The 12750-nt window shown below is 41.5% G+C and carries 15 protein-coding genes; 8 read left to right on the top strand and 7 right to left on the bottom strand.

Features of this window, described 5'->3' with window-relative positions; translation table 11 throughout:
- Positions 1-103 precede the first annotated feature (103 nt).
- Positions 104-1132: a spore photoproduct lyase gene (gene splB, locus AC0L13_RS20055; protein ID WP_473647178.1), complete on the bottom strand. Its 1029-nt coding sequence runs from the start codon at positions 1130-1132 to the stop codon at positions 104-106.
- Between the two features lie 104 nt (positions 1133-1236).
- Complete coding sequence (locus AC0L13_RS20060; protein WP_473642489.1) at positions 1237-2433, bottom strand: DUF4317 domain-containing protein; 1197 nt, start codon at positions 2431-2433, stop codon at positions 1237-1239.
- A 223-nt stretch (positions 2434-2656) separates the two neighbouring features.
- Between AC0L13_RS20060 and AC0L13_RS20065 the strand changes: the two genes are divergently transcribed.
- On the top strand, positions 2657-2821 hold the full coding sequence (locus AC0L13_RS20065; RefSeq protein WP_473642490.1) for a hypothetical protein: 165 nt from the start codon (positions 2657-2659) through the stop codon (positions 2819-2821).
- Positions 2822-2879: 58 nt separating this feature from the next.
- Here AC0L13_RS20065 and AC0L13_RS20070 read toward each other — a convergent pair whose 3' ends face one another.
- Positions 2880-3158 (bottom strand): hypothetical protein, encoded by a 279-nt coding sequence (locus AC0L13_RS20070; protein ID WP_473642491.1) that lies wholly within the window; start codon positions 3156-3158, stop codon positions 2880-2882.
- Positions 3159-3317: 159 nt separating this feature from the next.
- Between AC0L13_RS20070 and AC0L13_RS20075 the strand changes: the two genes are divergently transcribed.
- Complete coding sequence (locus AC0L13_RS20075) at positions 3318-3440, top strand: hypothetical protein (RefSeq protein WP_473642492.1); 123 nt, start codon at positions 3318-3320, stop codon at positions 3438-3440.
- A gap of 34 nt (positions 3441-3474) precedes the next feature.
- Here AC0L13_RS20075 and AC0L13_RS20080 read toward each other — a convergent pair whose 3' ends face one another.
- The gene (locus tag AC0L13_RS20080) at positions 3475-3894 is read right to left on the bottom strand and encodes a MarR family winged helix-turn-helix transcriptional regulator (protein ID WP_473642493.1); all 420 of its coding nucleotides are present in this window, start codon (positions 3892-3894) and stop codon (positions 3475-3477) included.
- A 69-nt stretch (positions 3895-3963) separates the two neighbouring features.
- A complete protein-coding gene (locus AC0L13_RS20085) occupies positions 3964-4698 on the bottom strand; it encodes an SDR family NAD(P)-dependent oxidoreductase (protein ID WP_473642494.1) in 735 nt (244 codons plus the stop codon).
- 253 nt (positions 4699-4951) lie between these two features.
- Here AC0L13_RS20085 and AC0L13_RS20090 point away from each other — a divergent pair, with 253 nt between their 5' ends.
- On the top strand, positions 4952-6964 hold the full coding sequence (locus AC0L13_RS20090) for a bifunctional diguanylate cyclase/phosphodiesterase (protein WP_473642495.1): 2013 nt from the start codon (positions 4952-4954) through the stop codon (positions 6962-6964).
- Positions 6965-7129: 165 nt separating this feature from the next.
- Positions 7130-7570, top strand: coding sequence for a GNAT family N-acetyltransferase (locus AC0L13_RS20095; RefSeq protein ID WP_473642496.1), 441 nt, complete (start codon positions 7130-7132; stop codon positions 7568-7570).
- A 58-nt stretch (positions 7571-7628) separates the two neighbouring features.
- Here the strand turns inward: AC0L13_RS20095 and AC0L13_RS20100 are convergent, their stop codons facing one another.
- On the bottom strand, positions 7629-8249 hold the full coding sequence (locus tag AC0L13_RS20100; RefSeq protein ID WP_473642497.1) for a TetR/AcrR family transcriptional regulator: 621 nt from the start codon (positions 8247-8249) through the stop codon (positions 7629-7631).
- A gap of 92 nt (positions 8250-8341) precedes the next feature.
- On the opposite strand from AC0L13_RS20100, the gene AC0L13_RS20105 reads away from it, so the two are divergent.
- The 4 genes from AC0L13_RS20105 to AC0L13_RS20120 all read left to right on the top strand — a co-directional run bounded on the left by AC0L13_RS20105 (position 8342) and on the right by AC0L13_RS20120 (position 11072).
- Complete coding sequence (locus tag AC0L13_RS20105) at positions 8342-9100, top strand: SDR family oxidoreductase (protein ID WP_473642498.1); 759 nt, start codon at positions 8342-8344, stop codon at positions 9098-9100.
- A 207-nt stretch (positions 9101-9307) separates the two neighbouring features.
- A complete protein-coding gene (locus tag AC0L13_RS20110; RefSeq protein WP_473642499.1) occupies positions 9308-9961 on the top strand; it encodes a GntR family transcriptional regulator in 654 nt (217 codons plus the stop codon).
- Between the two features lie 29 nt (positions 9962-9990).
- Complete coding sequence (locus AC0L13_RS20115) at positions 9991-10410, top strand: CidA/LrgA family protein (protein WP_473642500.1); 420 nt, start codon at positions 9991-9993, stop codon at positions 10408-10410.
- Complete coding sequence (locus AC0L13_RS20120) at positions 10380-11072, top strand: LrgB family protein (RefSeq protein ID WP_473642501.1); 693 nt, start codon at positions 10380-10382, stop codon at positions 11070-11072. The genes AC0L13_RS20115 and AC0L13_RS20120 overlap by 31 nt, the downstream gene beginning before the upstream one ends.
- Before the next feature lie 86 nt (positions 11073-11158).
- On the opposite strand, the gene AC0L13_RS20125 is transcribed toward AC0L13_RS20120, so the two are convergent.
- A complete protein-coding gene (locus tag AC0L13_RS20125) occupies positions 11159-12235 on the bottom strand; it encodes a right-handed parallel beta-helix repeat-containing protein (RefSeq protein ID WP_473642502.1) in 1077 nt (358 codons plus the stop codon).
- Between the last annotated feature and the right edge of the window lie 515 nt (positions 12236-12750).

A 12750-nucleotide genomic window follows, 5' to 3' on the forward strand; every position in this document is an offset into this window, starting at 1 on the left:
CTTTAAGCGACTTGAAGGTCAAGAGGTATGTTGAAACAAAAAAAAGAAGCCACATTATAAGGCTTCTCTAAATTTCTAAAGACAATCTAACTTCCAATTTGTTTCACGTGAAATATTCTATTTTTGCATTTGGAAAGAACTCTTCCATATTGCTATATAAATGATCCTTTAATTCATCTTCTTCGTCTTTTTGATAAATGTACTTGCCAATTCCGTATTTACCCCATTTGTAACGCCGTTTTTCCTCATCCAACTCAAGTTTTGTCTTCGGGTAGTTTTTCTCGATGACCCTTTTAGCGGGCTTTGTAAATCGGTGCTGAATAAATTCAAATGTAATATCTTCTCGAGCATCCATTGGCAATTCTTCATCAAGACGTTCAAACAAATGACGGTACCCTTCCTCCCAGCCTTCATGGATGTAAATGGGTGCGACGATAAAGCCAAGTGGGTAACCTGCTCTTGCCACCTTCCCCGCTGCCTCAATGCGCTTCTCCAAAGAAGATGTGCCTGGTTCGAAGTTTTTTATAACGTAATCAGCATTCACACTAAATCGGAATCGAGTGTGTCCGTTATGCTTGGCGTCAAGCAGATGGTCCACATAATGGAACTTGGTTACAAACCGAAGCCTACCCAATTCAGTTTGACCAAAATGTTCAATTGCCCTTTTCAATGAATGGGTTAGATGGTCGATACCAACAATATCAGATGTACAGGCCGCTTCAAATCTTGTAATTTCTGGAGCCCGTTCTTCGATATAGTTGTCAGCGGCTTCAAAAATCTCATCCACGTTCACGTACGTGCGGATATACGGCTTAGCTCCCATTGTCGTCTGCAAATAACAATAATGACAATGTCCCATACACCCTGTCGCTAAAGGAATCGCATACTCCGCTGAAGGTTTGGATGTATCGAACTTCAACGTTTTCCGGATCCCGACAACTAACGTCGATTTTGCGATTCGATACTTTTGAGCATCCGTCTCACCCGGCAAATCCCGGATTTGATTATGTGAAGTTGTAAATCGGATTTCAATCCCCATTTTCTCAAACTTCTCTTTTAATTGTTTTCCAAGTGGATAATCCAACGCTTTCGGTTCAAAATAAACAAGCTGTGGTGTGAAGGGTTTATTCATGCTATGCACGACCTGATCCATGTCTGTTATCCATGTGATCACCTTTCTCTTTTTTCTTAGCTTGTCTTTAAAACGAGAAATTATTTAATGGAGAATCCCGTCTTTTAATCCAACAAGTCCTCCGAAATAAGCGTAAATCCTTCAATCATCGTGTCCTCTTCCACCTCGATCAATATACATCGCTTACCGTTGACGTTCACTTGCCTTACAAATCGCAAGTCTTGCGGGCTGATGGCGATGTTCGCGACTTTCGTTTCGATCTTGATGGACTTCGATGTGTAACTAGGAACGATATGGCTCGCCTTCATTTCGTACGTATCATCATCGATCACTTTTCGGAAAGCCATTTCCACTTTTTCAGCATTGACATCTTCCAAGCCGCTCGCCTTTAGGACGCGAGTCACCTCTTTCGTATCCAAAGTAGGTGTGCTTTCTTCTTCCTCTTCTTCCTCATCCACTTCCATCATGCGCTGGATCTCATCATACACACTCGCAAGGGTACGGGTATCCATTTCATCACCGACGACCGATTTAACAATCTCTTCAAAAACGACTTTGTCTTCCTCTGCCGTCATAATTTCTTCCCCATCGAGTACATTCTCGATGAACTGGAAATTCGGCTTGTTTGCTTTGCCTGCAGAATAAAGAATATGATTTACATCTGCTGCATTGTCCGTAAAGCACGGGAATAAGAATCCACCGATTGGGGACGTGAGATTAATGATGGGATCCGCTACAAAACTGGATTTAAACTCCTTTTCAACGAAATCGAATACGAGCGATCGTTTCGGCTCCACTGTCTGATTCATACTGCAAAGGATGAAGGGATTCTTGTATACCTCGTCTCGTGCTGCCACTTCCGACTCTTCGCTATTCCGTTTCGTCGGTTTGTAATAATTCCCGCGAATAAAAGTAATGACGATGTCTTTTTCATATTGAATGTCCTGCACCATTTTTTGGGCGATACGTTGCATATCCGCCTTCCACCCGTCCACATCACCTGCATGAAGCCCTTCATAAAGAATTCGTTGCGTATGATTCTCGTCCTGTTCCTCCTCCGATTGACGTCGAAACTTCACTTCGAATAGCTTAGCGTCCAGTTTCCCACCTAATACTTTTTTGAAATTGTTTAGAAATAATTCTTGCTGTTCCCTATCCAACAAGGAAAACGGCTGACAAGCTTCGTGATAGATTTCACTGTTCTCCTGCCTGATGTACACGTTATAAATATCCATGATTTTCAATAAATCCGTATCCAGCTTAAAACGTTTGCGAATATCCGCAATAGCTTTTTTGTTCATTTATAATTTCAACTCCCTGGCTTTCATATAGAAAAAAGAGCGTCCAAAGCGATCACTTAGCTTTTGACACTCCTTTATTATATCAATGTTTATCAGGTTAGAAGGAACATAATCAATTTCGAAAATATGCGGCTTATTTCCTTCAAACACTACGGTACATTTCCAATCAAAGCGAGGTTATCCTACAATTAAAACAAAACTAATGAAATGAGGGGTTCCTTTGATGTGTGGGTCAAAATGCTTTCTTGTAGAGATGGAACTGGAAGGGACGAAACAGACAAAGCAAGTGACTGCAAGAAATTCAATTGGTGCGAGAAAAGTGATTCGCGGAGAATATGGAGCAGGTGTGGCTATTTTGTCAGTAAGAGAAGAGAAAAAGAATACTTGATTACTTTCTAACATAAGTAAAATAACCCCCAAAAATCGGAGGGGGCTATCGTCTCACATCACTCTTCCTCTACTTGCTCCTGTACTTCGTTCAATTGCCGCTTCATCAAATCCAACTGTTCTTTGTTTTGCTGGACAGTATCCATATGCTCATTACGTTCCACTGCGTTTGCAAATGCGTTTTCAGCACGGAAGATTGAATTGAATGCATGCTCAACCGCCATCTCTTCCGGGTGTGACATCGCCTGCTTAACAGAGCGATCTGCTTTTAGGACAGAGTTGCTTAGAAAAGTGCTTGGATGATCCTTTTTCCAACTCGGTTTTGAGTCCTTTGCCATTTACGTTTTCCCCTCCTGCAAATAGGATAAGTTACAGCGAGCTTAGTATCGTAAAATATCGTGAAACTATGCGCAGAATACATTTCCTTTATGGTTGATGTTTAGAAACACCACAAAGGTGGTATATAAAGAAGATAAGATATAAGGCAGGTGAATAACATGACAAAACAATGGAACTTTATTATCGGAAATAAGCTGATCACTATCTATGATACAGATAAGAGTATGGCCGAGGAAAAGGCTCATGCGCTGTATGAAGAACTACAAAATAGCAATGGTTAAAAACACCAGCCGGTGGAGGCTGGTGTTTATTAATTTATTGAGGACTATTTAGTTTTTCATAAATTCTTAGCAGTTGTTCCCGTTCTTCGTCTGTCAACTGTTCAAATAAATTTTTGCGCAGCTCTGCACCTTCCTGGTTTGCCCTCACAACCATCTCTTCGCCTTTATCAGTAATTCCTAAATAGATAATCCGACGATCAGTCTCGTCTGTCAGTCTAACGGCTAAATCTTTTCTTACAAGCTTTTCTGCCAAATGCGTTAACGTAGGCGGCGTCAACCCTAAAACTTTTGCAATATCGGATGGTCGGCTTTTTCCGTGGACTTTTAGATGGGCTAGCACAAGAATATGGGAGACACCGAGATCTTCATTGAACATTTTGTTCCACTGAATGATTAAATTATTCGTGACCTTATCCATATTATGGATGATTTCGAAAATAGTACGTTCTTTCATGATATTCATTTCCCACTTTCTACAAGGAAGAGCCCCTAATAAAATTAGGAGCCCTTCTTAGCTTACATGTTATTGTGCTGAGAATCCACCGTCTATCGTTAGTTCTGAACCTGTGATATAAGATGATTCATCCGATGCCAAGAACAATGCTGCGTTTGCAATGTCAGCCGGTTTACCTAAACGTTGCAACGGCGTTGCCTGGATCAATCGTCCAAGAAGATCTTGGGATGTGCTTAAGGACTGTGTCATAGGTGTTTCTATAATACCAGGAAACAGAGTATTTACACGAACTCCTTGATGGCCGAATGTAGTCGCTGCTGCTTTAGATAGAGCACGTACAGCTCCCTTAGAAGCAGAATAGTGATTAAATCCTTGGCCAATCTGAGCCGTATAGGATGAAATGTTAACAATGGAACCTTGCTTCTGAGCCGCCATATATGGGGCGACATGTTTTATACCGGCAAATGGACCAAAGCCATTAATTGAAAGCATTTTTTGCCAATCGTCAAGATTAATATCCTGGTATGGTTTTTCTGATGAAATGCCGGCGTTATTGACGAGAATATCAATTTTACCAAAACGGTCGTTCACTTCTTTTGCTAATGCTTCCCAAGCATCATCTGACGCAACATTTAATTTCATTCCATATACATTTTCTTTTTGGCTCGCCATTTCAAGTGCTTCATCATTAATATCCGCGGCAATGACAATTGCACCTTCCTGGCTGAATAAATCCACCATGCTTGCCCCAATGCCTGATGCTCCTCCAGTTATAATCGCTACTTTATTATCTAATCTTCCCATGAGAATTCCTCTTTTCTTATATATATTTAGATGTCTAAATGTTTTACAGCTAAATATTATCAAAATTTTATCCATATGACAATGAATAACTCTAGGCGAGTTATCATTGCACATAAAGGTCTTTAGAACTAATTAATCATGGATATGAATTAGTTATTTAATGTTGACAGGAAAAAAGTTTGAGAACATACTTGTATATTGATTACAGAGGATTTCCTCTATTCATTTAGTAGCAATCGGGAGTGAAATGTAGTTGTACATCGAAGGTTCTTATAATATGTATATCGTCGCACTGTCGGTGGTAATAGCAATATTAGCTTCGTATTCTGCACTAAATATTGCAGCAAAAATCTCGTATGCAAACGGCGGGATGAAGTACTTTTGGCTTTTTTCAGGCTCATTTGTAATGGGCAGCGGCGTTTGGTCCATGCATTTCATAGGAATGCTTGCATTCGAAATACATGCAAATATGGACTATGACGCATCGCTTACCCTCCTATCAATGATAGCTAGTGTGCTCTCATCATTCATCGCTTTCTATATTACAATGCCGCAGATCGTTAACATGAAGAGGCTGGCATTAGGTGGCTTCACGATGGGAAGCGGAATTGTTGCAATGCATTACATCGGTATGGAAGCTATGATTATGCCAATGGAAATGTCCTATGACAAAGGTTTATTAATCCTTTCCGTCATTATTGCCTTCATTGCATCTTACGCGGCGTTGTTTTTGTTTCTCCGCTTTAAAAATCAACGATCAGCCAGTTCGGTGAAGTGGTTGTCCGCTATCATCATGGGAACTGCCATCTGCGGAATGCACTATACAGGAGTAAAGGCGGCAAAGTTTCAAAGCCATTCGCATTTGATAGAGCACTCGCAAGGCATTGATTTGTTTTTACTGTACGGCGTTTCGATTACAACTTTATTCATTTTATTTATTTCTTGGGGAGCCATGTTTTTCGATCGAAATGTATTGGAGAAGATGGCGTATCAAGATACCATCACCGGTCTATCGAATCGGAATGAAATGAATAAGTTCTTTGATACCTTTATTGGCAACGAAAGTATCGGTGTTCTATTCATAGACTTGGATAAGTTTAAAGTTATTAACGATACGATCGGTCACAATATGGGAGATCTCCTCATTTCGGAAGTAGGAACTCGCTTGCAGCAATTTGTTCGCAATGACCAGCGAGTGTTCCGGATAGGTGGCGATGAGTTTTTATTAGTCGTGAAACATTGTGATGAAAAACGGGCAGAACAATTGGCAAATGAAGTTTTACAAAGTATTAAGGATGTCTATCGCATTGAAGAAAATGAATTATATATTACGGTAAGTATCGGAATTAGCATCGGCACCATTACTAACTCCGATCGTTTTACGTTGCTAAAAGAAGCGGACATGGCAATGTATAGGGCGAAAAAATCGGGTAAAAACCGATATTGCGTTTATAACGATGCTCTTGGTGCTGAAGAAGTGCGGAAGATGGAGTTAGAAAAAGATTTACGGTCTGCGCTGAAAAATAACCAATTTTACATCGTATACCAACCAAAATGGAATGTGAAAACAGATAGTTTATACGGTTTTGAGGCTTTGCTTCGGTGGGAGCATCCGCAGCTTGGGGTTATTTCGCCAGCTGAATTTATTCCCCTTACAGAAGAGACGGGACTAATCGTTCCGATTACAAAATGGATTTTGAATGAAGTGTGCCATCAATGTATAACTTGGCAAATACACGGCGATCTTCAACCCGTTTCTGTGAATCTTTCCAACCGGCTATTCCAGTCAGGACAGTTGAAAGAAATGGTGCAAGATGCGCTTAACAAGACAAATTTGGAACCTCAAATGCTTGAATTGGAAATTACAGAATCCATGGTCTTTTATGATGTTGAAGACATCATTTTGCAACTGGAAAGCATCCGTTCCTTAGGAGTGCGAGTTTCAATGGACGATTTCGGTACAGGTTATTCGTCTATCGGGTTACTTGATCGAATGCCCATTGATACACTTAAACTAGATCGATTATTTACGAATGATTTGGATACTCCTCGCAAGCGGGCCATTATGAATGCAATTATTGTAATGGCGGAAAATCTTCAATTGGATTTGATTGCTGAAGGAGTCGAGAATGAAGAACATATCGAATCATTGACTCAACTCGGCTGTTACTTAGTTCAAGGTTATTTTTATGGAAAACCGATGAAAATTGAAGAAATTAATAAGCGGTTTTTCAATAAGCATGACAATCAGTCAGTCACTATATAGTTTTTCCAAATAGAGCTGGACATGTTTTCTATTCTAGTAGAAAATCTTGTTCAGCTTTTGTGTATAAAGCTGTTGGAAATAGGTTTTCATTTCTATATACTTGCTACATTGACGATTTCAAAACTGACTTGCCTACACTATTAAATCCAGAAAGGACGAATATAGATGGAAGTAAAACAAATAACTGAAGTTCAAGACCTTGAAAAGGCTTTTTCTATTAGGAAAGCAGTGTTTGTTAAAGAACAAGGCGTTCCGCTAGAAGATGAATTCGATGCATTTGACGAACTGGACGGACAATGTGAGCACATATTAGTGTATTACGATGAACAGCCTGTCGGAACGGGAAGAATTAGGGTCGTTGATGACGTAGGAAAACTAGAAAGAATTTGCATCCTACCGGCTTATCGAAAATTTGGCCTGGGGAAAGTAATTGTTGCCGCCTTGGAGAAGATTGCAGATCAAAAAGAATTATCTCAAGTTAAATTGCACGGACAAACACATGCGGAAGGTTTTTATCAAAAACTTGGCTATCGAACCTCATCCAATGTATTTATGGAAGACGGTATTCCACATATCGTCATGATAAAAGAAATAACCGGTAAATGATGAAAACGACTATAAAAGCTTTGCCGAAAGCAAAGCTTTTATTTTATGTGCCTCTTACTCATACGGAATCGGAATGTATATTTATGAATTGTACAAGTTGACGATTTAAATACTCAACGCTATAACTAAAATCCTTTTGATACCATTCAATAATGATACCGATAATGGCATTCGCCTGATAGGCACAATATAACTGTTCATTCACTTCTTCTCTTAGAAGAGCCTCCTTATCTTGAAGCAACAGACGTTTTATTTCCTCGAACAATAAATAATAGTACATTAAAGGAACTTTCTTTGAGAAAACAATACGGTAGAATCGTTTGTACTTTTCAATGTGATGAAAAATACGGATTGTATCTGGATTCAATTCACTCGTTTTCAATACTGAAACGTGGCGATACGGCTCTTGGTAGGAACGCGACAAATCCGCAGTAATTTCCTTAAAATATTCTTCGAACAGATCCTCTACTTGTGTATAGTGCAAGTAAAATGTACCACGATTCACTTTAGCCTTTCTGCAAATTTCCGATATGGAAATAGCATTTAAACTCTTCTCATCCAATAGTTCCAATAAAGCATTATGCAAGGCCTCTTTCGTTTTCACTACACGCAAATCTGTACGCACAACTTTTTCACCTCTTACTGAACAGTTTTTTAGATTCCGTTCTTTATTGAACATATATCCCATATTTGATTATTGCAACAACTCTTATCTCTTATTATAATTTTTATTGAACAGATGTACAGTAATTATGAGGAGGAGGATTTGTAATGAGACTTGAAGGTAAAGTTGCTATCGTCACTGGTGCAGCATCTGGAATGGGAAAAGCAATTGCAGAAGGGTATGCAAAGGAAGGCGCAAAAGTCGTTGTTTCGGATATCAACTTAGAAGGTGCCCAAGCAGTTGCAGATGCAATTAAAGCTGCAGGCGCTGAAGCTATCGCTATTCAAACAAATGTTGCATCAGAAGAGGATGTGCAACGACTTTTTGATGAAACGCAAAAAACTTTCGGCAAATTAGACATCCTCGTGAATAATGCCGGCATCATGGACGGAATGGAACCTGTCGGTGAAGTATCGGATGAACGATGGGAAAAGGTATTCGCTATCAATACTACCGCTGTTATGAAATCCATGCGCATTGCAGTGAACCTATTCTTGGAACAAGGACATGGCACAATCGTCAATAATATTTCTGCCGGTGGCTTATACGGCGCTCGCGCAGGAGCTGCTTATACAGCATCAAAACATGCTGTCGTCGGACTAACAAAAAATACAGCATTCATGTATGCGAATAAAAATATACGTTGCAACGGCATTGCACCTGGAGCCGTCATCACGAATATTGGTTCTTCCATGACAAATATAAGTGAGTATGGCGCAGGCCGCCAATCTCTAGGAATGGCCATTAATCCTCGTGCTGGTCAACCAGAAGAGATTGCCCAATTAGCCATTTTCTTAGGATCGGACGAAGCAAGTTTTGTGAACGGACAAGTGATTGCAATCGATGGCGGATGGACTGCATATTAAAGCTAACATACGTAAAGACCACGCACTTGGTGGTCTTTTTTTTATTTTTAACCTCATGAATAAACTGAACTTTACAGCATAGATTGTATACTTTAAAAAATAGTGATATAATTTTCAATGGCATCTGGTATACCAGATGCCATTAGTTCGTTTCACTATCAATCACGTAAGCTCTTCCTGCCGACTATTATGAAAAAGGTGATATCGATGAACTTCCTTAAAGCAGAACAACCCCCACTATTTAAGGATCATGCATATAACGAAATTAAGAAAGCTATTATTCAACATGAAATTGAACCAGGCTCCATGTTAAATGAACGGTCACTTAGCGAAAGTCTTGGAATTAGCCGCACCCCGCTAAAATTAGGTCTGCAGCAGCTGGAACTAGAAGGGTGGATCACCTCTGTCCCAAGGAAAGGAATTTTCGTCAAAACCATTAACAAGCGCGATGTAGACGATATTTTTCAATTGCGAAAAGCGAATGAAGTATTGGTCATCGAACTGCTCATTCCTCTTATTGACGACGAAGCAATACATAGGATCGAAGAGATGGATAAACAACTATTCACAAACAAGAAAGACCCTGTACAGTTTGTGTACTATGATTCTTCCTTTCATTTATTTTTAGCGGAGTTAAGTCAAAATCTCCGGCTGTATCAGTTAATCGAAAATCTCACCGATCATTTTAACTGGTATCGATTCGCTTCATTGAAGGCTGGAAAAAGCGTAGATGAGATTTATTATGAACATACGTTAATTATTGAAGGTCTGAAAGCCGGGAATGTAAGACAAACAACGGATGCTGTCAGTAATCATATTGATAAAGCGTATGCCACCATAATTTCAAATCTTGAAGAATAGAAGATAAAGAAGAAGGGAGTTGTTTACAAATGGAAAAACACATCAAGAAAACTCTCATCATTGTTTTACAAATTTTTGTTTTGTATATATTTTCCTACATCGGAAATGTTATTCAAAATCTTTTTCACTTAATCATTCCGGGTAGTATCATAGGGCTCTTATTACTTTTCACTTGTTTATGCATGAAGATTATTCCTGTCAAATGGATTGAAACCGGAGCAGAGTTTGTACTAAGTATATTAGTATTGTTTTTTATTCCGACAACAGTTGACATAATGAACTATCCTTCATTACTTTCTTTTCACGGTGCATTATTCGTTTTATCCATTCTCGTAAGTACTATCTTTTCGATTGCTATTACGGGAATGGCAGGTCAAATTTTTGAGAAAAAGGCACAAAAGAGAAAGGATGATCAAGAATGCAACAAGCTGCACTCGCATTCTGCATGATACTATTAACCATCATTGCTTATCTTGCAATGGCGAAAATTTATAAACGGTTTTCATACTCATTTTTAATACCCGTGCTGACTGCCACTACAGTTATTATAGTCATTCTTTCGGTGTTTCATATTTCTTATGAAAGCTATATGGTAGGAGGGCAATGGATCAGCTCCCTTTTAGGTCCCTCCGTTGTTGCACTTGCTTACCCTTTGTACAAACAACGACGTTTTTTACTAGATCATCTGCTGCCTATTGCGGGAGGGGTGTTGGTTGGTGCCAGTTCCGGAATGGTCAGCGTTGCTCTCCTCGCTAAAATTTTTGGGATCAGTCATTCATTATCCGTTTCCCTTATCCCCAAATCCCTTACGACTCCTGTCGCAATTGAAGTCGCTAAAGGCTTAGACGGAAATGCCTCACTTGCAGTTGTCGGTGTTATGTTTGCAGGAATCTTCGGTGTTATCGTTGCTCCAACCATTTTTAAATTATTGCGCGTGCATAGCCCTCTTGGCAGAGGCATCTCCCTCGGCAGTGCATCACATGCTATCGGAACTTCCAAAGCTGCCGAATACGGTGAAGTCACTTTTTCAATGAGTTCGGTCACAATGGCATTATGTGCAATCATCGGCTCTGTTCTTGGACCGGTCGTTGTGTGGGTATTTAATATTTGAAGCGTACGAATATAAGAAAAGTCCAATTTCCTTTGCACTGGAAATTGGACTTTTCTTATGGTGGGAGAGCTGTTGAGCTCACCCTGTCACGTCCCATTCGAATTAGACTGCTGGGCATGCCCACTCACTTCGATTCCGTCGGCCACCCTCAACTTATCTCCGTCTATGCCTTCCACAACATTTTCAATCAGGCTGAGGTCTTCGCCCGCATCGATTTTGATACCATTGGCGCTCTGTCGAATAACATTGCGATCGATTCTGATGCTTGACGGGATTCCTGTTCCCCGTCCGTCAGCACCACGGTCTTCAAATAGCCGGATTGCCCAGAATCCGTTATCTCCTCCGGTAATATAATTACCTTGCAGCTTCGTGCCCGGCGCATTGCGGAGCTCGATGCCCGTCTTCGAATCCTCGCCGCCAGTAATCCTATTGTTCTCAATAAGCGTGTCGGGAGTTCCGAGAATAACGAGGATTCCTTGACGGTTTCCAATCAGTTGATTGGAATGTACCCAGTTTCCCGGTCCCGAGGCGTCATGCTTATTCTTGGACCCGCCTGAATTGCCTAGCGCAATGCCCGCCCGCTGTCCGCCGATGACAATATTGTTCCGGATTTCGTTTAGGTATTCACCTTCACCGTGCAGGTCGATGGCGTCGAGGAGGCTGCCGACGATAGTGTTTTCCGCCACAAGATTATTATGGGTTGGGAACTGCAACAGAATGGCGTGCCGAAGATGCTTGCCATCGAAGGTGTTGCCAATGACGACGTTATGGCGCGAATCATTAGCGGCATCCGGGTCGTGCTGATCCCTTGAGCCTTCGACAGCGATGCCATACCCCTGTCCGCCGGAACCTACGGCAGTTGCCTCGCTAATATGGTTTCCTGAAAGGGTCACTTCACGGCTTGCCTTAACGGATATACCGTGACGCTCGAACTTACGGATGCCCACATTCTTCACGAGGACACGGGAGCTACCTTGCCCTTTATGGGCTCCGAGGTAGATCCCATACATCGGGCCGCCACCTGCATCCCTCTCATCAGGGTCATCGCCGAGTGGACCTTTATGACGGGACGTGATGGTGAAGTCAGCGATGATGACATCATTGACACCAGAGCCACGGATGACCCGGCTGTCATCTTCCCCATTAAAGGAGGTCAGCAGCACGGTACGCTCCTGGCCCTCGCCACGAAGATGCACACCGCTTTGCAACACGATGTTCGCAGACTTGTCGGCAGGGTCAGTGGAGCGCAAATCATACGTGCCAGCTGGCAGTACGACCTCGTCACCCGGTTCAGCCGCTTCCAAAGCGGCTCGGATGGCTGCTGCATCGTCGGGTGAGTCCGGATCCGGATCTGCACCGAATTCGGTGACGTCCAATGTCTTACCCGTCGCCGGACCCGGCGTAGGCACCTCAATCGGCTTGCCGGACCGATCCACCAATCCAGGAGCATGCCAGTCGCCGTGCTCTGAAGGTTCGGGTGCCACAACGTCATCTTTTTCGACTGGTTTGTCGGATTCCTCGACGGTACATCCAGTCAAGAGGACTACTAAGCAAAGGACCATCAATGATGAGTGCATCAGACCTCTCCTACTGTTCCATACAGATTTTTTCATAAGATTTTTCACGTCCTTCCTTGTCTCTTTCATCCCTCTCTTCGCCCTTAAAAACGTCGAGAAAA

It is taken from the genome of Sporosarcina sp. QA0331 (genome assembly GCF_055808055.1).